Genomic DNA, 19,684 nt, shown 5'->3' with positions numbered 1-19,684 from the left:
GCCTCCCGGCTACCCGCCGTCAGCGCTGATAGTTGGTGGCCTGGTGGCCGTTGCGCCCGGTCGGGGGCGGGCGGCGCAGCGTATCGGGGCGCGGCTCCGGTCGCGGCTGGTCGCGGCGCACCGGCTCGGCCGCGCGGCGGCCCGGCGCGGCGTCGGGCCCGAGCAGGCCGGCCACATCCTGCTGCGCGCGCCGGGGCGGCAACTCGGCGCGGCCCGCCGGCGCCAACGGGCGGCTCGGCGACGCGTTGCGCGGTCCCGCCGGTGCCCCGGACTCCTGCGGGGTCTCCTCCGGCAGCGGCGGCAGCACTCGCAACAGGTCGTTGAACTGCCGCACGGTGCGCAGACCCTCGTCCCACTCGGTGCGGGTGCTGGTGATCGGCATGGCGACCAGCGTCCAGTTCTGCTCGTTCCACATGATCTCGGCGGAATCCGGCGCGGTGTGGGCGAAGGTGACCATGCGGCGGTCGCAGGCCCGGCGGGCGGCGTCCAGGTTGGTGGAGTACACCATCCGCGGCCCGATCGCGCCCAGCAGCCAAATGTCGCTCTCCCGTGGCTCTTTGAGCCCCTTGAGCCGCAGGTCCACCACGACGTTGGTGCCAACCTTGCGGTGCAGCGCGATCACCGTGGCGACCTCTTCGAGGTCGAAAATGTAGACCGCCTCGCCTCGGATCTGGCCCAGCACCACGTTCTGCGCGGTCACGTCACCCACCGTCGACATCACGCCGCGCTTCCAGCGCTTGAGGATGTCGGCCGATTCCCGCTCGTAGTCGAATCCGTGCGACCGCGCCCACGACTTACGGCGCCTGCTGCGTCCGCGCCGACGGTCGACATCGACGTACAGCAGCACCCCCGCGCCGACAAAGCACAGCGCGGAGAGCGTGAACCAGAGGGGGACCATCCAAAACAGCGTATCTGCTATTGGCCCGGAACACAGAAGGCGACCAGGTCACAACCCAATCACAGGATGCAGTGCGGCCCGGGCGGGCGTCAGCGCCGGCGGGCGAAGTACTTCTTGGAGTCCTCGGCCGCGGCCCGCAGTTCGGGCTCTGCCTGGAACTTCGGCTCGAATTTCGCCCACGCCGCCTCCCGCTTGGCCGGGAAGTACTCCGTCGGCCAGTACGGATGCTGCTGCGGGCTGTAGTCGCGCAGCAGGCGCCGGGCGACGGTGGCCTTGTGGACCTCGTCGGCGCCGTCGGCCAGCCCCATCGTCGGCGCGCTCGCATACATCGCCTGCAGCGGCGTCAGATCGGTGGTGCCGAGCGACCCGAGGATGTGCAGGGCGTTGTACGACACGTCGCGCAGCACCTTGGCCATCGTGAACTTGACCGTCGCGATGTCGGTGCGGGCCTCCTTGGTGCTGGAATTGTCGATCTTCCACGCCGTTTCGAGCACCAGCAGCCGCAGCATGCGGATCGCGGCGTAGGAGTCGGCGATCTTCTCCTGCACCATCTGATGCTCCGCGATGACCTTGCCGTGCGACTCCCGCGACAGCGCCCGCTCGCACATCATGTCGAACGCGAGCCGGCACTGGGCGATGGTGCGCATCGCGTGGTGGATGCGGCCGCCGCCGAGCCGACGCTGGGCCAGCGTCTTGGCGCCGTCCTCGGGGCCGAGCAGGTGGTCGAGCGGAACCCGGACGTCGTTGTAGATGATGTGGTTGTGGTTGCGCGGCTCCGGCTGGATCTCGACGCCCGGGGTGCGGCGCGGCACGACGAACATGCCGTTGGTGCACATCACGAAGAGGATGTCGGCCACCCGTCCCGCCGAGGTGAACCACTTCTCGCCGTTGATGACCCACTCGTCGCCGTCGCGCACGGCGTGGGTCTTGAACAGGCTGGGGTCGGATCCGCCCTGTGGCTCGGTCATCGAATACGCCGAGAACATGTCCTGGTTGAGCAGCGGCTCAAGCCACCGCTTCTTCTGCTCCTCGGTGCCGAACGCGGCGAGCATCTCCATGTTGCCGGTGTCGGGTGCGGCGGCGCCGAACATCTGCGGGGCCTGCGAGTAGCGGCCGATGACCTCGTTCAGTAGCGCCAGCTTGAGCTGACCGAAACCGGGGCCACCCAACTCCTCGTCGAGGAAGATCGCCCACAGCCCCTGGTCCTTGATCTGCTGCTGCAGACCGCGCACGTAGGCCTTCACCCGGGGATCGGGCGAGCGCACCGCGTAGGGGAACACGAAGTCCAGCGGCTCGATCTCCTCGCGGCAAAAATCCTCGACCCAGTCGAGCTTCGCCTGGAAATCCGGCTCGGTGCTGAAGTCCCACGCCATGTTGGCCTCCGATCTGCCGTCGGTGGGACGCTACCAATGCGCGTCCAAACGCCGAACGCCGACTTGTTGGGCGGTTTCCGGGGAAAGAACCACAACAAGTCGACGTTCGAACGCGGCTCAGCCCAGGATCAGGGAGTCGCCGTCGGGGCTGACGTTCACCGGCACGGTGTCGCCGTCGTGCACGTCGCCGGCCAGCAACAGCTTGGCCAGCTGGTCGCCGATGGCCTGTTGCACCAGCCGGCGCAGCGGCCGCGCGCCGTAGACCGGGTCGAATCCCCGATGCGCCAGCCACTGCTTGGCCGGCAGCGACACCTCGAGGGTGAGGCGGCGCTGCGCCAGCCGCTTCTGCAGCTGTGCCAGCTGGATGTCGACGATGGCCACCAGCTCACCGGGCTCCAGGCCGGCGAAGACGATGACGTCATCGAGCCGGTTGATGAACTCCGGCTTGAACGCCGAGCGCACCGCGGCCATCACCTGCTCCTCGGTGCCACCCGAGCCCAGGTTGGACGTCAGGATCAGGATGGTGTTGCGGAAGTCGACCGTGCGGCCCTGCCCGTCGGTGAGCCGGCCCTCGTCGAGCACCTGCAACAGCACGTCGAACACGTCCGGGTGCGCCTTCTCGATCTCGTCGAACAGGATCACCGTGTACGGACGCCGCCGCACCGCCTCGGTCAGCTGACCGCCCTGGTCGTAGCCGATGTAGCCGGGAGGGGCGCCGACCAGCCGGGCCACCGAGTGCTTCTCGCCGTACTCGCTCATGTCGATGCGGACCATCGCGCGCTCGTCGTCGAACAGGAACTCCGCCAGCGCCTTGGCCAGCTCGGTCTTACCGACACCGGTCGGGCCCAGGAACATGAACGAACCGGTCGGCCGGTTGGGGTCGGCGACGCCTGCGCGGGCGCGCCGCACTGCGTCGGACACCGCCGTCACCGCCTTGCGCTGCCCGATGACGCGCTTGCCCAGCTCGTCTTCCATGCGCAGCAGTTTGGCGGTCTCGCCCTCGAGCATCCGTCCGGCCGGGATGCCGGTCCACGCCGACACCACGTCGGCGATGTCGTCGGGGCCGACCTCCTCCTTGAGCATCACGTTCTCGCGGGCCTCGGCCTGCGGAAGCGCGGCGTCGAGTTTCTTCTCGACCTCGGGGATGCGGCCGTAGCGCAGCTCGGCGGCCTTGGCCAGGTCGCCGTCGCGCTCGGCGCGCTCGGACTCCCCGCGCAGCGCCTCGAGCTGTTCCTTGAGCTCGCGCACCACGTCGATCGCGTTCTTCTCGTTCTGCCAGCGCGTGGTGAGCTCGGCGAGCTTCTCCTTCTGGTCGGCCAGCTCGGAGCGCAGCTTCTCCAGCCGCTCCTTGGACGCCTCGTCCTCTTCTTTGGCCAGCGCCATCTCCTCGATCTCGAGGCGGCGCACCAGGCGCTCGACCTCGTCGATCTCGACGGGCCGCGAGTCGATCTCCATCTTCAGCCGGCTGGCGGCCTCGTCGACCAGGTCGATGGCCTTGTCCGGCAGGAAGCGCGCGGTGATGTAGCGGTCGGACAGCGTCGCCGCGGCCACCAGGGCCGAGTCGGTGATGCGCACGCCGTGGTGCACCTCGTAGCGGTCCTTGAGTCCGCGCAGGATGCCGACGGTGTCCTCCACCGACGGCTCCCCGACCAGCACCTGCTGGAAGCGGCGCTCCAGCGCGGCGTCCTTCTCGATGTACTTGCGGTACTCGTCGAGCGTGGTGGCGCCGACCAGGCGCAGCTCGCCGCGGGCCAGCATCGGCTTGATCATGTTGCCGGCGTCCATCGCACCCTCGCCGGTCGCGCCGGCGCCGACGATGGTGTGCAGCTCGTCGATGAAGGTGATGATCTGCCCGGCGGAGTTCTTGATGTCGTCCAGGACGGCCTTGAGGCGTTCCTCGAACTCGCCGCGATACTTCGCGCCGGCGACCATCGAGCCGAGGTCCAGGCTGATGACGGTCTTGTCGCGCAGGCTCTCCGGCACGTCGCCGGCGACGATGCGCTGGGCCAGGCCCTCCACGATCGCGGTCTTGCCGACGCCGGGCTCGCCGATCAGCACCGGGTTGTTCTTGGTGCGCCGGCTCAACACCTGTACGACGCGGCGAATCTCGTTGTCACGCCCGATAACCGGGTCGAGCTTGCCTTCGCGGGCGCGCGCGGTCAGGTCGGTCGAGTACTTCTCCAGCGCCTGATAGGTGGCCTCGGGGTCGGCGCTGGTGACCCGGGCGCTGCCGCGGACCTTGACGAACGCCTCCCGCAACGCCTGCGGCGACGCGCCGTGCCCGGTGAGCAGCTTGGCGACGTCGGAGTCGCCGGTGGCAAGGCCGACCATCAGGTGTTCGGTGGAGACGTATTCGTCGTCCATCTCGGTGGCCAGTTGCTGGGCGGTGGTGATGGCGGCCAGCGACTCGCGCGAGAGCTGCGGCTGCGAGCTGGCGCCGCTGGCCTGCGGCAGCCGCTCGAGCAGGCGCTCGGCTTCGGCGCGGATGGTGGCGGGCGCGACCCCCACGGCCTCCAGCAGCGGCGCGGCGATGCCGTCCGCCTGGGTCAGCAACGCCATCAGCAGGTGGGCGGGCCGGATCTCCGGGTTACCGGCGGCCGAGGCCGCCTGCAGCGCCGAGGTCAGCGCCGCCTGGGTCTTGGTGGTCGGGTTGAAAGAGTCCACGACGCCTCCATTCGGGTCGAAAGGGAGCTGGCAAAAATGCTTGTCTGCTTGTTCAACGTCGTCAATGTTGAGTCTGTTCCACTCAACTCTACCGAGTTTTGGGCACTACGCCGTACGGGGTACCCCCGTAGCGATGACGCAGACGATGCAACACCCCGACCAGGCCGCCGACCCCACCCGAACCCCGCGCCGGGGCAGGGGCTTATGGCTGGCCGCCCTCGCCGGAGTGGCGCTCGCGGGCCTTGTCTCGGTCGGCCTGCATACCGACCTCGCCCACGGCAGCCAGTCCAGTGAGGTGCCCGACGCCGGGACGCTGCAGGTGAGCGGCGCCGGTACGACGAAGACGCTGCCCTGCCACGCCGGCTACCTGTCGGTGAGCGGAAAGAACAACACGATCACCCTCACCGGCCACTGCACCAGCGTCACCGTCTCCGGCAACGACAATCGCGTCGCGGTCGACAGCACGGACGCGCTGAGCGCATCCGGAGCCGGCAACGTCGTTGTCTACCACTGGGGTTCACCCAAGATCGTCAGCGCCGGGACAGCCAACGTCGTCCGGCAGGGCTGAATCCACGGAATCCGAGCCTAGAATCGGGGCCCGTGAGCCTCGAGGACGTCCAAGCGCTGGCCGTGCTGCGCGACGCCTTCGAACCGGACGGCGCGGGCCGCTCGGGCTCCCAGGGTGATTCCGGCGAGCTGGTGCACCGCTTCTACACCCATTGGTTCGCCCTCGACGCCTCGGTGCGCGATCTCTTCCCACCCGAAATGAGCGCCCAGCGCGCCGCTTTCGGCCACGCGATGCACTGGGTGTACGGCGAACTGGTCGCGCGGCGCGCGCGGGAGCCGGTGGCGTTTTTAGCCCAGCTCGGGCGGGACCACCGCAAATACGGTGTGCTGCCGCACCATTACGACACCCTGGGCCGCGCATTGCTGGCGACGCTCCGCTCGCATCTGGGTGCGGCCTGGACCGGCGCGGTCGACGACGCGGCCAGGCAGTCGCTGAACCTGATCACCGGGGTGATGAGCGGCGCCGCGGACGCCGAGGAGGGACCCGCCTGGTGGGACGGCACCGTCATCGAACACCTGCGGGTGTCGCGGGACCTGGCGGTCGTTCGGCTTCAGCTCGACCAGCCGATGCACTACCACCCTGGGCAATACGTCAACGCCCATGTGCCGCAATGCCCGCGCCGCTGGCGATATCTGAGCCCCGCCATTCCCGCCGATCCCGGCGGCGGGATCGAGTTCCACGTGCGCCTGGTGCCCGGCGGCCTGGTCAGCACCGCGATCGTCAACGAAACCCGCATCGGCGACCGGTGGCGGCTGTCCAGCCCACACGGCGGCCTGGGCGTCGACCGAGACGGCGGCGACGTGCTGATGGTCGCCGGCAGCACGGGCCTGGCGCCGCTGCGGGCGCTCATCATGGACCTGTCCCGCTACGCGGTCAACCCGCGGATACATCTGTTCTTCGGCGCGCGCTACCGCTGCGAACTCTACGACCTGCCCACCCTGTGGCAGGTCGCGTCGCACAACCCGTGGCTGTCGGTGTCGCCGGTCTCGGAGTACAGCGCCGACCCGGCGTGGGCCGCCGACTATCCCGACGTCACGCCGCCGCGGGGCCTGCACGTGCACCAGATCGGCCGGCTGCCCGACGTGGTGACCAAGTACGGCGGCTGGGGCGACCGTCAGATCCTGATCTGCGGCGGGCCGGCGATGGTCAGCGCCACCAAGTCCGCGCTGCTCGCCAAAGGCGCTCCGCCCGAACGCATTCAGCACGATCCGCTCTGGAGGTAGCCATGCACGTCGTCACCCTGCGCGATCCTTCGTCGCCACTGGTTGCCCAGTTCGTTCCGGACGCGGGGATGATCGGCACGTCGCTGCGCGACGCCGGCGCGGAGTTGCTCGGCCAACGTCGCGGTCTGGACGCCTATGTCAGCGACGGCAAGACGATGGGCATCCCGATCCTGTATCCGTGGGCAAACCGGTTGGGCGCGAACACCTATACCGCGCAGGGCGCGACGGTGGACCTGACGCCGGGTGAGAACGGGGTGCGCGCCGACCCCAACGGGTTGCCGATCCACGGCGTCCTGGCCGCCTATCCCGGTTGGCGGGTGACGGACGAGTCCCCGAACGAGCTGACCGCTCTGGTGGATTTCGGTGCCGATCCACGACTGCTGGCCAGCTTCCCGTACCCGCATTTGCTGACAGTGACCGCGCGACTGGCCGATCGCACCCTGACGGTGCGGAGCACCGTCGCCGCCACCGGCGACTCGGCGGTGCCGCTGTGCTTCGGGTTTCATCCCTACCTGCAAGTGCCGGGCGTGGCCCGCGGTGACTGGGTCGTCGAGACGCCGGCGCTGCGGCACCTCGGTCTCGACGACAAGGGGCTGCCCACCGGCGAGTCCGAGCCGCAGCCGGCAGGCGGAGAGGCGTTGCGCGACAAGGCCTTTGACGATGCCTACGACGACGTCACCGAGGGCGCGGTGTTCGCGGTGTCCGGGGGCGGACGACGCATCGAGGTGCATTTCGAGCGGGGCTATCCGGCGGCGCAGATCTTCGCGCCGCCGGTCGACGATCCGTCCAAGGCCATCATCTGTTTCGAGCCGATGGCCGCACCGACCGACGCGCTGCGCCGCGGCGGCTATCGCTGCGCTGCGCCGGGTGAGCCGGTGGTGACGCAGTTTTCGATCCGGGTGCGATCACAGTGACCACCTGGGTCACTGCAGTCGCTGTCTGCTGATCACCAGGAGCATGCGAAAAGCGCTAGCACATGCGCTAGGAGGCTGCTGAATTAGTGGTCTTTGGGGGCGGGGTGCCTCGCGGCGCTTTTTGGCGCTGATGTGACCCTGAGGTCGACACAAGAGATCACCCCGCCGCGGTAAGGGTTGCAGGGCAGTGGCGTGTCGCGCAAGTCTCTGAGTTTAGGTTTAGGCGATGGCCCAGTTGGTTCCAGTGTGGTTGAGGCCCAACGTGATTAACCTGCGCAGGTTGATTGCGGCGACTCGGTGGTGCAGCCAGTGGTCGTTTTTGATGGTTCCGCGGTAGCGCAATCTGCGGTTGCCGCGGGTGAGCCAAGCGATGCTGCGTTCGACCATAGGCCGGTGCTGGTGGTATTCACTGAGCCAGTCGGGGTCGCGGGCGGCTTGGCGGGCAGCGCGCAGCGCGGCGTCGTAGCGGCCGACGAGCAGATTTTTGCCGGCGCGGCTACGGGTGCACCGCGCCCGCAACGGGCAGTCGGTGCAGGCCTTGCCGAAGAAAGCGCGACCGGAACGGCTGATCGGTCGGGTGAGCCCGTTGGGGCAGGTTGCGGTGCGGGCGTCGTGGTCGACAGTGAAATCATCGACGGTGAACCCCCCGGCCAACGCGCGGCGCGCCAGTGGGGGTTTGACCCGGTCGGTGTGGCCGCGTTGGGCCAGTTGGGCGCGGAATTCACCGGAGCCATAAGCCGCATCAGCCAGCACAGTCATCGGCCCAGATTCGTTGGCCAGCAGGGCCAGCCCGACGGCCACTTCGTGGTTGCCCACCCCGGCGGCCTTGGTCAGCGCACAGCCGGTGATGATGCCGGTATCGGGCTCCACCACCACATGCGCCTTGAATCCATCCTGCTGGCGGTGCGGTGATTTGTGCACGTGGCGCGATTCCGGGTCGACCGTGGAGACCACCCGGTCCGGCGCCACGCTCTGGGCGATGCGCCACTGCCCGTCAGTGCCATCCGAGCCCTCGGCCGGTTCGACGTCTTGGCCGGCGATCAGAGCCAGCAGCGCCACCGCGTCGGCGGCGCGTGGCTCCAACGGCTGTCCCGACAACTGGGTGAGCAGCCGCCGCGCGTCGGCGACCAGGGCATCGACCAATGCCTCTCGGGCTGCGGCGTCGTCCCAGATGATGGCCGGTTTACCCGGGTCGCTGTAGTCATGGGCCAAACAGTGGGCTGCGATGACCTCGGTGGCGCTTGGCACCTCACGGCCCACACGACGGATCGCACCGATGAGCTGAGTCACCGTGTCCTGGGTGGCCACCGCGTCATCGAGGACCGTGGAGTCCAAGGCCCGGCGCGTCTTTCCCGACAACGCCCCCGATTGAGCGACCACCGCCTTAACCACCTCGAATATCCGGTTCGGGCGATCTGATTCGGCCAGCCGGCGCCGCCAATAAGTCAGTGTCGTGGAATGAAACGCCGCAGCGGTAACCGGCAGACCGCACGCGGCTTTCCAGCGCAGATCAAACGTGACCGCATCGACGGTCTCGTTATCGGAAAGACCGTGCAGAGCCTGCAACGTGATCACACTGGCCATCACCTCAGCGGGCACACTCGGGCGGCCCCGCCGCGACGGGAAAAGATCGGCGAACAATTCCTCAGGGAACAACTGGCGGCGATGAGCCGCCAGGAAACCAAACACGCTGCCGCCCTTCAGAAGATGACCGGCAACCGACTCCGCATCCAACAACTCACGTTGATCATCAGACCGACCCTGCACCCACCAATCATCCCCAAATACCCCACCACAACCACGCCCGCCACGCGGATTAATTCAGCAGCCTCCTAGCGCTTTTGCGAATGTTGTGTGCTCCGGAGACAGGAACCCTTGGGGCGCAAGACAAACTTCCCGACGATTAACGCCCCCGGCGCGGCTGCCACACCACCAGCGCGGTGCTCTTGGGCACCACCGCCACGTCGCGGCGCTGGCTGGCGCGCAGCTGCGCCAATTCCTCGTTCAACTCTTTGATCCGCGCCTGCAGGGCCTCGACCTGGTTGGTCAGCTCGATGATCCGCTTGATGCCGGCGAGGTTGACCCCCTCGTCCTGCGAGAGCCGCTGCACCTCACGCAGCAGGTCGACGTCGTGCTCCGAATAGCGGCGTCCCCCACCGGAAGTGCGGCGCGGGCTGACCAGGCCGAGGCGGTCGTAGGTGCGCAGGGTTTGGGCGTGCATGCCGGCCAGCTCGGCGGCGACCGAGATCAGGAACGTTCGGGCATCCTCATTTCGTGAATTACTCGAGCCCTTGGCCATCAGCGATTACCCGCCCATCCTGCCCGGGGGTCAAACCCGCTGGAGCGCTCGGCGGCGGCGTATGCCTCCAGCGCCTCCTGGGCCGCGCCCTCCAGATTCGGTGGCACGGCGACCTTTACGGTGACCAGCAGGTCCCCGTTGCCGCCGCTGCGCTTGGGCACACCGCGTCCGCGCACCCGCAGGATGCGGCCGTCGGACGTGCCCTTGGGCACCCGGACACCGACTTTGCCGTCCAGCGTGGGCACCGAAATGGTTGAGCCCAAGGCCAATTCGGTGAAGCTGACGGGAACGGTGACGGTCAGGTCGTCGCCGTCGCGGCCGAACACCTTGTCCGGGCGCACGTGCACCGTCACATACAGGTCGCCCGAAGGCGCGCCGCGCAGACCGGCCTCACCCTGGCCGGGCAGCCGGATGCGCTGTCCGTCCTCGACGCCGGGCGGGATGCGCACGTTGATGGTGCGGGTCCGGGTGGTGACCCCGGTGCCCTTGCACTCCTCGCAGGGGTGCTCGATGATCGAGCCGCTGCCCCGGCAATCGGTGCAGGGCTCGGAGAAACCGAACGCGCCCTGGTTGCGGTTGATCACGCCGGAGCCGTTGCAGGTGGGACACACCTTCGGGCTGGTGCCCGGCCGCGCCCCGCTGCCATGGCAGTTGGTGCACGGCGCCGGGCTGGTCAGCCGCAGCGGCATCGCCACACCCTTGGCGGCCTCGACGAATTCCAGCTGGGTTTCGGTCTCGAGGTCGTTGCCGCGGCGCGGCCGGCTGGGCCGGCCGCCGGCGCCGCGCCCGAACAATCCGCCGAACAGGTCGCCGATGTTGGTGCCGCCGCTGCGGCCGGCGGCGTCGAACAGATCGTTGAGGTTGAACTCCGCCCCGTCGCCGCCGACGTTGAAGCCACCGAAGCCGCCGGTATCGAACCGGCGCCCGCCAAAACCGCCGCCGGCGAACAGCCTTCGGGTTTCGTCGTATTCCTTGCGCTTGGCCGGATCGGACAACACGTTGTGCGCCTCCGACACGGCTTTGAATCGTTCACCGGCGGCGGGATTGTCCGGGTTGGCATCCGGGTGCAGATCGCGCGCCAGTTTGCGGTAGGCGCGTTTGATCTCTTCGGGACTGGCGTCAGAGGAGACGCCCAGCTCCTTGTAGAAGTCTTTTTCGACCCATTCACGCTGGGCCATGTCGCGTCACCCCCTCACCTTCGGCGTTGCGTTGTGCTGATTGTGTGGTCTAGTCACCGGACGTGCCGGCGTTATCGTCCGATTCGACCGGCGCGGTTTCCTCAGCCTCACCGGCCGAGGCCGATTCGTCGCCTTCGTCGTCGACCGTGTCGACGACGCCGACCATGGCGTGGCGCAGGATTTGATCGCCGAGCTTGTAGCCCTGCCGCATGACGGTGCCGATCACCGGGCGAGATCCGTCGCCCTCGTGCTGGACGGCTTCGTGCAGCACCGGGTCGAAGTCCTCGCCCTCCTCGCCGAACGCCGTCAGGCCGAGCCCGGTCAGCGCGCCCTCCAGCTTGTCGGCCACCGCCTTCAGCGGGCCCGACTCGAGGTCGCCGTGCTTGCGCGCCCGGTCGAGATCGTCGAGCACGCCCAGCAATTGGTTGACGACGGCGGCCTTGGCCCGGTCCGCCGCGGCCTGCTGGTCGCGCAGCGCCCGCTTGCGGTAGTTCGCGAAGTCGGCCTGCACGCGTTGCAGATCGGCGGTCAGCTCGGCGAGCTTGCCCTCGCCCTGAACCGCCGGCTCATCGGCCGGGGCCGGCCCTCCCGGCGTATCGCCGGGAGGGGCCTGCCGTACTTCACCGGTCTCAGGATCGATTCGCCGCTTGTCGGTGACGGTCACCTGTTCCTGTGGGTTTCCTTCTGTCACTTGGACTCCCGGTCGTCGTCGACCACCTCCGCGTCCACGACGTCGTCAGCGGAGCCAGCCTGCCCACCACCGGTCGCGTCGGCCTGTTCGCCCGCGGCCTGGGTGGCCTCGTAGATGGCCTGCCCGAGCGCCTGCGACTCCTGGCCCAGCTTCTCCATCGCCGACTTGATCGCGGTGATGTCGGTGCCGCCCAGGGCCGTCTTGGCCTCGGCGATCGCGGCGTCGACCTTGGACAGCGTGTCCTCGGGAACCTTCGACCCGCCCTCGGCTTCGCGCTGGTCCTTGACGAACTTCTCCGTCTGGTAGACCAGCGATTCGGCCTGGTTGCGGACGTCGGCCTCCTCGCGGCGCTGGCGGTCCTCCTCGGCGTGCGCCTCGGCGTCCTTGATCATCCGGTCGATCTCCTCCTTGGACAGGCCGGAGCCCTCCTGGATTTTGATCGTGTTCTCCTTGCCGGTGCCCTTGTCCTTGGCCGTGACGTGCACGATGCCGTTGGCGTCGATGTCGAAGGTGACCTCGATCTGCGGGACGCCGCGGGGCGCCGGCGGGATGCCGGTCAGCTCGAAGGAGCCGAGCAGCTTGTTGTGCGAAGCGATTTCGCGCTCACCCTGGTACACCTGGATCTGCACGGACGGCTGGTTGTCATCGGCCGTGGTGAAGGTCTCCGACCGCTTGGTCGGGATCGTGGTGTTGCGCTCGATGAGCTTGGTCATCACGCCACCCTTGGTCTCGATACCCAAGCTCAGCGGCGTAACGTCAAGCAGCAGAACGTCTTTCACCTCGCCCTTCAACACGCCAGCCTGCAGCGCGGCACCCACGGCCACCACTTCGTCGGGGTTGACGCCCTTGTTGGGCTCCTTGCCGCCGGTGAGCTCCTTGACCAGTTCGGTCACCGCGGGCATCCGGGTGGAACCACCCACCAGGACCACGTGGTCGATCTCGGAGACCGAGATGCCGGCGTCCTTGATCACGGACTGGAAGGGCTGACGGGTGCGGTCCAGCAGATCCTGTGTGATGCGCTGGAATTCGGCGCGCGTGAGCTGCTCGTCGAGGAACAGCGGGTTCTTGTCCGCGTCGACGGTGATGTAAGGCAGGTTGATCGAGGTGCTCTGCGAACTCGAGAGTTCGATCTTGGCCTTCTCCGCGGCCTCACGCAGCCGCTGCATCGCCATCTTGTCCTTGGTCAGGTCAATTCCGCTGGTGCCCTTGAACTTGTCGACGAGCCAGTCGACGACGCGGTCGTCCCAGTCGTCCCCACCGAGGTGGTTGTCACCGCTGGTGGCGCGGACCTCGACCACGCCCTCGCCGATCTCGAGCAACGACACGTCGAACGTGCCGCCACCGAGGTCGAAGACCAGGATGGTCTGCTCCTTCTCGCCCTTGTCCAGGCCGTAGGCCAGCGCGGCGGCGGTCGGCTCGTTGACGATGCGCAGGACGTTCAGGCCGGCGATCTGGCCGGCTTCCTTGGTCGCCTGACGCTGGGCGTCGTTGAAGTACGCCGGCACGGTGACCACCGCGTCGGTGACGTCCTCACCCAGGTATGCCTCGGCGTCGCGCTTCAGCTTCATCAGCACGCGGGCGCTGATCTCCTGGGCGGTGTATTTCTTGTCATCGATCTCGATGGACCAGTCGGTGCCCATGTGCCGCTTGACCGAACGGATGGTCCGGTCGACGTTGGTGACCGCCTGGTTCTTGGCGGGCTGGCCGACGAGCACCTCGCCGTTGCGCGCGAACGCGACGATGGACGGGGTGGTCCGCGAGCCCTCGGAGTTGGCGACGACGACGGGGTCACCGCCCTCGAGGACTGCGACGACGGAGTTGGTGGTCCCGAGGTCGATACCGACCGCACGAGCCATAGTGATTCCTCCTGATTGTGTAGAGCTTGTCTGGTGCCACTATGCTGAGTGAACCCCGCTCAAGCCTGCCCCTGAGGGCGATAGGCTGTCAACCTAGTCTTGAGCCTGGTTCACTCAACTTGTCGATCATGTTAACGGCCCGCGGTCCCGCGTTGTTCCCAGGGGCAGTGGTGGGAAGCCGCTCACCCTGTCGGATCATCGTTAAGCCGTCCGAGGCGTGTCGAAAGCTCCCGACAGCGTCGAGGCGCCCGACATCGCCGCAGCTGGGTCATTCTGTTTGCTCAGTCGGCGAGCTTGACCGATTTTCGGTACGAACGCGCCTCTCGCCGAATGGAGCTTGCACGCTGACGGTCACTAAGCAGCCCCCGTCGCGTGCGATCGCTAACTTTTTCATCCAGCCAGGAGGCACACTCGCGCTCGGCCGCCTTCGGATCAGCCCCATTTTCGACGCGATCCGTCACCCACTCCTCGATCAGGTCTGCCTCGTCGAACGGACCGATAGTGCTGTCGGAGTAGGTGTGTGTAGGTACGGCGAGCCGGGTGCTGTGATACACCCACCGCTGCATAAGCAGGTTGACACCTGACTGACTCAGCACTGCGATCCGCTCGCGGGTCGGAAGCGTTGGTGAATCTACGAGTTCAAGATTAATGAAGTCCGCCGAGTGATCCTTACCGTCGATGAGCTTGGGCAGCGGCATCGTTCCGAACGGAGCCTTGGCCCAATTAGATCGAAGGGAGTCCAGGCTAACCGGAGCGACGAGCAAACGCGGATGGAGGTCAACGCCGCGCCGCAGCGCGCATGGATGCTGGAGAATCATCACCATGTGACTGTCGCCGAGTCGATAAATGTCGCCTGTGAACGTCGGTCTGTGTTCTCCCACATCCGCCAGGCGGGCAAGGTATATCGACTCCGGATCATCAGGCGTCTCCAACTCGGTCACAGTTACCTCTTGGGTCTTATCGAGATCACGCCGTCCTCAGCGACATAGGACTCGAAAGCGTTGTCTACAAAGGTCTCTCGCCAGTTCTGGTCAGTCTCGTTCAGCACATACTCGACCGCGCCGTCCCCGGTGTGAGTACTAGCCAGCGCTAACACGAGGTCGTACCGACCTCCTTCCAGGAGATCCATTCGAGTGATTCCCACTCCAGCTTTGATCGGCATCTCGAGCCACGACGCGGGTTCGTCAATGAAACGGTCCGCGAGCATGTCGATAAGAGCGAGCAGGCGGGCGATCTTTAGCCGGTTCTCTCCGGTAACTCCAGCACCCTTGCGCCACTTGGTAATCGCGGGCACGGTCACTCCCACAACCCGACCGATGTCTCGCCAGGCAAAGCCGTAATCCGCGAGTTGCTCAAGAATCTGCATCGGCGCGCACCGCGCCCGCTCGACGGTCCTGGACTCAAGCTCGACGAGGTGCGCCTTCCGCCGCGTGTCACGGACTTGCCCGTGGAGCTCGGTGGATCGGCGGTAATTGACGTCGGCACGGTCGAACACCGAGGTCGATGGAGTGGTTTCGGGGAGTTTGCCGAGGCGGTAATCGCCGTCGCCGGATGTAGTGTCGTCCCTAAGATTTGAGCCTGAGAAGGAAATGGTCATGTCACTCCAGTCCGGGTTGTTGGAGCACTTGCGTGCGAAGGTTTGATGTGATCAACGACTCGAATAGTGGACCAATAGGTTCATGGAGCCTTTCGGCGACTTCGTCCACCAGGTCGGCGTCGAGCGCGGGGATGCCCCTGCGTGGGTCGCTCCACGCGCTATCGATGTCGATGAGAAAGAAATCCGAATCGGGCGGAGGCTCCTTCAAGCGCTGGAGTATTGGAGTTGACTGGACCACCGCACCACGCGCAGCGGCGTACCTCAGTGTCAGGGTGTCGCCAGCCTCAGGACCGTCGCACTGAATGACGTGCTGCTGCGCAGTGGTCGTGAGCTTGAGATCAGCAAGTTCAGTCCCCGGTCCGAGGAGACTTTCGGCTACCCAATATGCCCACCCGGACGGCTGCTCTAGCGATGCCCGAATCTCGTTGATGTAGCGCAGACCGATCCGAATGCAGCCATCGACAGGGGCCACGTCCTGGCGGGCCGCGACCATCGCATGAACGATCATCCGAAACTCCTCCCAGCCCGGATAGTCCGTTACTTCGAGGGTCATCGCGTCGGGGCGGAAGGTAATCGCGGTGCGGCGATCACGGGCGACGAGCTTCTTCAGAGAATGGGCGGTGTGCTCACCCGTTTCTAGGTTGACCTGCCGCACCTCCTCCTGTTCGAGGATGGGCGTCCATTTCATCAGCGCCTCTTTCAAGACGGCCAGAGCAGATGGCGCCGGCGGCTCAGTCGGCGGGTGGCGGAGTTCAATCAAGACCAGCGCAATAGGGTCGTTCGGGTACTTAAAATGGGCGGTCACAACACCATGGTAACCAAAACAATAACCAAAAGTGATACCTATGGTCGCGCTGTCGCGCCGGGTCCGCGCGGCACTTTTAGACTTTTCCCGAGCTCCTACCTACCTCCGGGCCTCCGACGGCCCAATGCGGCAGCGGTGGCGGCGCATCGTCGCCCCGCGAGTCGGTCACACGGCGATAAAACTTCACCATCGGCGCCGCATCGATAGGCACTCAAGTGCAGCGACTGGCGCCGGGGGGTGAGTAACCTGAGTGCCGCCATTCGAATCGTCTGGGGAGCGGCGGGTGCGGTTATCGGATAATGCGCGGCGGAGTCTGGCCGGTGGTTCGTTGCTGCTTGTAGCCCTGTTCGCCGGTTCCGGGCTGGTGTTCGGCTGCAGCTCTGTCATCGGCGGCCGGCCGGTGGCGTCGCCCGGGGCGGGCGCAGGCGAACCGTCCTTCCCCACGCCTCGATCCACGCCGTCGCCGCCGTCGGCGACCGCCGCTCCGGCCCCAACGGCTCCGGCCGCGCCGACCGGCCCCACGAATCCGGCCGGGGCCATTCCGCTGCCGCCCGACCAGAACGGCTACGTCTTCATCGAGACCAAATCCGGCGTGACCCGCTGCCAGATCAACAAGGACACCGTCGGCTGCGAGGCGCCCTTCACCAACTCCCCGTTGCAGGACGGTGAGCACGCCAACGGCGTCAGCATCACCACCGGCGGCAAGGTGCAGTGGGTGCTGGGCAACCTGGGGGCCATCCCGACCGTCAGGATCGACTACCAGACCTACGCCGCCCAGGGCTGGACGATCATCGCCAATGCCGACGGCACCCGTTTCACCAACGACCAGACCAAGCACGGCATGTTCGTCAGCATCGAGAAGGTCAACACGTTCTAGGGCAGTACCCTTGTCGACAGCGTGGCGGGGGGATATCGGTCTGCCGCGTTGTGTCACCGCCCAGTCACCGGTGCTCGCTCAGGCCCGGCCTAACCAAGAAGCCCTCACGACCCCATGCAACTCCGCTACATCAGCGTCGCGGCGCTGATCGCCGAAGCCGGCGGTGATCCGTGGGCAGTCAATCAGAGCCTGCAGGCCGGTAGCCCGTTTCAGATATCCCAGCTCGCGGAGGCCTTCCTCAAAGCGGGCCGATGCACCGCCGAGGCCACCAATGCGTTCGACCAAGCCCGTAGCCGCTTCGACGCTGCCTGGAACCACCAAAACGGGGACCATCCGATCACTGGGTCCGACGAAGTGCAGCGAGTCACGAAAGCCCTTGGGGCGCAGTCCTTGCAGCTGCCCAAGATCGCTGCAGACCTGGAAAACATCGCCGCCAACCTGGCCGAGGCGCAAAAGGCCGCGGCCGGACAGATCGCGGCGCTGGAAGGTCAGTTGCAGCAGCTGGACGGCTTCATCGGCCAAGCGGTGGAGTTGGAGAAGGACCCCACCCTTACCGCGGAAGATCGACACGCGCTGGATGCGTTTATCAGCGGTCGCGAAGACGACGCGATCCGCGACACCAAAGCCGCGCTGGGCCAGCTGCAATCGACCCGGGACGGTTACGCCAACTCGTTTCAGAACGCGATGGGGACCCTGCACGCGGACGGTTACGACCTCACACCTGCCCCTGCAGGACCCGGCCCGGCACCGGCCGACCAACCCGGCGGGGGACCCGCCCTGGCCCCGACGAAGGGCGAGGTGCTGACCGGGACTGCGGGCGCGATCGCCGGCGGCACGGCCGACGGTGTGCGCGGGGCGACGACCAAGTTGATCGCCGAGTCCCCCGGTACCGGCCCCGGCAAGGCTGATCCGGGATTGTTGCGGTGGTTCGAGGATCCGAAGATCGGCGGCTTCGAGCTGAAAGGATTCTCCCGTGTCGGCCGGGTGGTTGGTGCGGCCAGCGCGGTACCGGCCGTCATGTCCGATATCCACGACGGGAACTCGGTGCCAGAGGCCGTCACGCGGGAGGGTGTCGGAACTGCATTCGGGCTCTACGCGGGCGCGGCGGCTGGAGGATTTGCCGCGGATATGGCAGCTGGTGCAGCGATCGGGTCGGTCGTCCCAGGAGCAGGGACGGCGATTGGTCTGGTGGTGGGCGCAGTCGTGGGAGCGGGCGCTGCCTTCGGCGCATCCAAAGCGGTTGAAGTGGCCTGGCAGCCGGTCGCGAATGCCGTCGGTAGCGCGGTGCACGGCGTGGAATCGATCTTCGGTTTCGGGTAGGGGCATGTTCGATGCGATTCGATGAGTTCGTGCAGACCAGCGGCATTGTGGTATCTCCGGTCGAGCGGTTTGTCGGTTTTGTCGTGGAAGTGGGGGTGCCCTCGGGCTGGGAACCCTTCGACTCGGCTTTCGGTGCTCGTGTGTGGGCCTGTCGCAACGACCCGTGCATCAACGTGTTCGGTGCTAACGCGGTGTTGACGATGCATAAAGTGGCGGCCCCACTGGATGCGAGGGAGGCGTTCGCGATGCTGGCCGAGCAGCAGTTGCAGTCGGCGCCGGGATCTCACGAGGTGCGCCGCGAACTTGGCCCCGCCGGTGAATGTGTCGGAGTTCAAGGATTGCTCGCGATGCAGATTGCCCACGAGCTCGGCACCATCGACAGCGTCTCACGATCGCGGATCATCACGGAAGGACAAGAGACGCTGATCGCGCAACTCACGATGACCGCACTACATGAATCACCTGTAAAACAGGCGAATATCTGGCTGTCTGTCCGAATGGGTGCCGCGCCGGCAGGTCCGGCTTCGGACAATCACCCCCGTAAAGCTCCCGCAACGACGACACGAGACGGTCACTGATGGCGAACGGTGAGACCAGCGCCCGGTGGGGACGGATACTGCGCTACACCTTCGGCGGCACGTTGTGCCTCTTGACTGTGGTGGCAGCGCGGGCGGGACTGCAGTGGTACTTGTCTGTGGTGGTGCTCTGCGGAGCGATCTTGATCGTCCTCGGCAGGCGCCGAATCTTCCGGGCGGGTGTCACCCGGACGTATGACGAGATTATGTGTCACTACGTCCCCTGGTATGAGGGAAACGCGTACTTCCTGAATGTGTTGCTCCCGCTGATGGGAGTCGCCATGATTGCCGCATCCAACGATTCGGGCAACCCTGCGTGGCTTCGGTTCGGCGGGATCATCCTGCTGGTTCTGACGCCACTCTTCGTGTTTAGCGCCGTGCGCATGTGGCGTCGGTGCCTTTTGCGTATTTCCCCGTCGGTTTTGACCGTGCGTTTGACTGGACCCAAGGACGAGTTGACCGAAATCCAGCGTGAGTGTGTTGTGTCGATCGAGCCCAAGATCGTCCCAAATGGCGTGAGCGGACAATCGCTGCAAGTCGCAATCACCTACCGTGCAACGGATTTGAGCAGCGATGCCAAGACTCTGCTCCTGGGCCTGCAGTTGAGTGTCCAGCCGATTAACCTGCTTAACGCACTTGTGGCCTGGAAAGACGGCGCTCACGAAAACCCGAGCGAGCTACTCAATCGGGTCGAAGCGATTCTCCGGGGCCACTCCACCGTCGGTGTGTAACCGTGTCACGCGCGACGCATCGGCGCAGCATGCTCGCCACGATCGACGGCGCGTCACAGTCACGGATCATCACAGCTGAACAGGAGACCCGTAATCGCAACTCAAGACGGTCACT

18 protein-coding genes are annotated in these 19,684 nt (G+C 66.5%); 7 read left to right on the top strand and 11 right to left on the bottom strand.

Translation table 11 applies throughout. The features are described 5' to 3' along the window. Window positions 1–19: 19 nt before the first annotated feature. From ttfA to clpB, 3 genes are all read right to left on the bottom strand, one after another. Entirely contained in the window at window positions 20–898 is an 879-nt protein-coding gene (gene ttfA / locus QGN30_RS04770; protein WP_014385929.1) for a trehalose monomycolate transport factor TtfA, read from the bottom strand. An 89-nt stretch (window positions 899–987) separates the two neighbouring features. Then, entirely contained in the window at window positions 988–2,271 is a 1,284-nt protein-coding gene (locus tag QGN30_RS04765; protein ID WP_009954035.1) for an acyl-CoA dehydrogenase family protein, read from the bottom strand. A 117-nt stretch (window positions 2,272–2,388) separates the two neighbouring features. After that, window positions 2,389–4,935, bottom strand: coding sequence for an ATP-dependent chaperone ClpB (clpB, locus tag QGN30_RS04760; RefSeq protein WP_008261516.1), 2,547 nt, complete (start codon window positions 4,933–4,935; stop codon window positions 2,389–2,391). A gap of 133 nt (window positions 4,936–5,068) precedes the next feature. On the opposite strand from clpB, the gene QGN30_RS04755 reads away from it, so the two are divergent. From QGN30_RS04755 to QGN30_RS04745, 3 genes are read left to right on the top strand one after another with little or no spacing between them, the layout of a single operon-like run. After that, a complete protein-coding gene (locus tag QGN30_RS04755; protein ID WP_372456531.1) occupies window positions 5,069–5,503 on the top strand; it encodes a DUF3060 domain-containing protein in 435 nt (144 codons plus the stop codon). A 32-nt stretch (window positions 5,504–5,535) separates the two neighbouring features. After that, window positions 5,536–6,726: an FAD-binding oxidoreductase gene (locus QGN30_RS04750; RefSeq protein ID WP_008261520.1), complete on the top strand. Its 1,191-nt coding sequence runs from the start codon at window positions 5,536–5,538 to the stop codon at window positions 6,724–6,726. Between the two features lie 2 nt (window positions 6,727–6,728). Further along, window positions 6,729–7,640: an aldose 1-epimerase gene (locus QGN30_RS04745; protein ID WP_009954034.1), complete on the top strand. Its 912-nt coding sequence runs from the start codon at window positions 6,729–6,731 to the stop codon at window positions 7,638–7,640. Between the two features lie 219 nt (window positions 7,641–7,859). On the opposite strand, the gene QGN30_RS04740 is transcribed toward QGN30_RS04745, so the two are convergent. The 8 genes from QGN30_RS04740 to QGN30_RS04705 form a co-directional block, all read right to left on the bottom strand. Continuing rightward, a complete protein-coding gene (locus QGN30_RS04740) occupies window positions 7,860–9,407 on the bottom strand; it encodes an IS1182 family transposase (RefSeq protein WP_248923482.1) in 1,548 nt (515 codons plus the stop codon). A gap of 136 nt (window positions 9,408–9,543) precedes the next feature. Continuing rightward, entirely contained in the window at window positions 9,544–9,939 is a 396-nt protein-coding gene (locus QGN30_RS04735; RefSeq protein ID WP_008261523.1) for a heat shock protein transcriptional repressor HspR, read from the bottom strand. After that, window positions 9,939–11,117: a molecular chaperone DnaJ gene (dnaJ, locus tag QGN30_RS04730; RefSeq protein ID WP_008261532.1), complete on the bottom strand. Its 1,179-nt coding sequence runs from the start codon at window positions 11,115–11,117 to the stop codon at window positions 9,939–9,941. Before dnaJ ends, QGN30_RS04735 begins: the two co-directional genes overlap by 1 nt. 49 nt (window positions 11,118–11,166) lie before the next feature. Continuing rightward, window positions 11,167–11,808: a nucleotide exchange factor GrpE gene (grpE, locus tag QGN30_RS04725; RefSeq protein WP_014943046.1), complete on the bottom strand. Its 642-nt coding sequence runs from the start codon at window positions 11,806–11,808 to the stop codon at window positions 11,167–11,169. Continuing rightward, window positions 11,805–13,664, bottom strand: a complete 1,860-nt coding sequence (dnaK, locus tag QGN30_RS04720) for a molecular chaperone DnaK (RefSeq protein ID WP_014385934.1) — start codon at window positions 13,662–13,664, stop codon at window positions 11,805–11,807. Before dnaK ends, grpE begins: the two co-directional genes overlap by 4 nt. A gap of 281 nt (window positions 13,665–13,945) precedes the next feature. Continuing rightward, on the bottom strand, window positions 13,946–14,605 hold the full coding sequence (locus QGN30_RS04715; RefSeq protein WP_201368065.1) for a hypothetical protein: 660 nt from the start codon (window positions 14,603–14,605) through the stop codon (window positions 13,946–13,948). 2 nt (window positions 14,606–14,607) lie between these two features. Beyond that, entirely contained in the window at window positions 14,608–15,261 is a 654-nt protein-coding gene (locus QGN30_RS04710) for a transcriptional regulator (protein ID WP_201368064.1), read from the bottom strand. Between the two features lies 1 nt (window position 15,262). Beyond that, the gene (locus QGN30_RS04705; protein ID WP_201368063.1) at window positions 15,263–16,066 is read right to left on the bottom strand and encodes a TIGR04255 family protein; all 804 of its coding nucleotides are present in this window, start codon (window positions 16,064–16,066) and stop codon (window positions 15,263–15,265) included. Between the two features lie 283 nt (window positions 16,067–16,349). Here QGN30_RS04705 and QGN30_RS04700 point away from each other — a divergent pair, with 283 nt between their 5' ends. From QGN30_RS04700 to QGN30_RS04685, 4 genes are all read left to right on the top strand, one after another. Next, on the top strand, window positions 16,350–16,943 hold the full coding sequence (locus tag QGN30_RS04700) for a hypothetical protein (RefSeq protein ID WP_201368062.1): 594 nt from the start codon (window positions 16,350–16,352) through the stop codon (window positions 16,941–16,943). 114 nt (window positions 16,944–17,057) lie between these two features. Continuing rightward, window positions 17,058–18,263 (top strand): putative alpha/beta hydrolase, encoded by a 1,206-nt coding sequence (locus QGN30_RS04695; RefSeq protein ID WP_201368061.1) that lies wholly within the window; start codon window positions 17,058–17,060, stop codon window positions 18,261–18,263. Window positions 18,264–18,274: 11 nt separating this feature from the next. Next, entirely contained in the window at window positions 18,275–18,841 is a 567-nt protein-coding gene (locus QGN30_RS04690; RefSeq protein WP_008261549.1) for a hypothetical protein, read from the top strand. Continuing rightward, window positions 18,841–19,569, top strand: a complete 729-nt coding sequence (locus QGN30_RS04685) for a hypothetical protein (RefSeq protein ID WP_201368060.1) — start codon at window positions 18,841–18,843, stop codon at window positions 19,567–19,569. Before QGN30_RS04690 ends, QGN30_RS04685 begins: the two co-directional genes overlap by 1 nt. Window positions 19,570–19,684: the final 115 nt, after the last annotated feature.

Source organism: Mycobacterium sp. 3-98, from assembly GCF_035918355.1.
GTDB lineage: Bacteria > Actinomycetota > Actinomycetes > Mycobacteriales > Mycobacteriaceae > Mycobacterium > Mycobacterium intracellulare.
This window is presented reverse-complemented; position numbering and strand designations above follow the sequence as displayed.

Coding starts and splice junctions, on each gene's coding strand:
- ttfA (WP_014385929.1), bottom strand. CDS start 898: ATGGTCCCCCTCTGGTTCACGCTCTCCGCGCTGTGCTTTGTCGGCGCG.
- QGN30_RS04765 (WP_009954035.1), bottom strand. CDS start 2,271: ATGGCGTGGGACTTCAGCACCGAGCCGGATTTCCAGGCGAAGCTCGAC.
- QGN30_RS04755 (WP_372456531.1), top strand. CDS start 5,069: ATGACGCAGACGATGCAACACCCCGACCAGGCCGCCGACCCCACCCGA.
- QGN30_RS04745 (WP_009954034.1), top strand. CDS start 6,729: ATGCACGTCGTCACCCTGCGCGATCCTTCGTCGCCACTGGTTGCCCAG.
- QGN30_RS04735 (WP_008261523.1), bottom strand. CDS start 9,939: ATGGCCAAGGGCTCGAGTAATTCACGAAATGAGGATGCCCGAACGTTC.
- dnaJ (WP_008261532.1), bottom strand. CDS start 11,117: ATGGCCCAGCGTGAATGGGTCGAAAAAGACTTCTACAAGGAGCTGGGC.
- dnaK (WP_014385934.1), bottom strand. CDS start 13,664: ATGGCTCGTGCGGTCGGTATCGACCTCGGGACCACCAACTCCGTCGTC.
- QGN30_RS04710 (WP_201368064.1), bottom strand. CDS start 15,261: ATGACCATTTCCTTCTCAGGCTCAAATCTTAGGGACGACACTACATCC.
- QGN30_RS04695 (WP_201368061.1), top strand. CDS start 17,058: ATGCAACTCCGCTACATCAGCGTCGCGGCGCTGATCGCCGAAGCCGGC.
- QGN30_RS04690 (WP_008261549.1), top strand. CDS start 18,275: ATGCGATTCGATGAGTTCGTGCAGACCAGCGGCATTGTGGTATCTCCG.
- QGN30_RS04685 (WP_201368060.1), top strand. CDS start 18,841: ATGGCGAACGGTGAGACCAGCGCCCGGTGGGGACGGATACTGCGCTAC.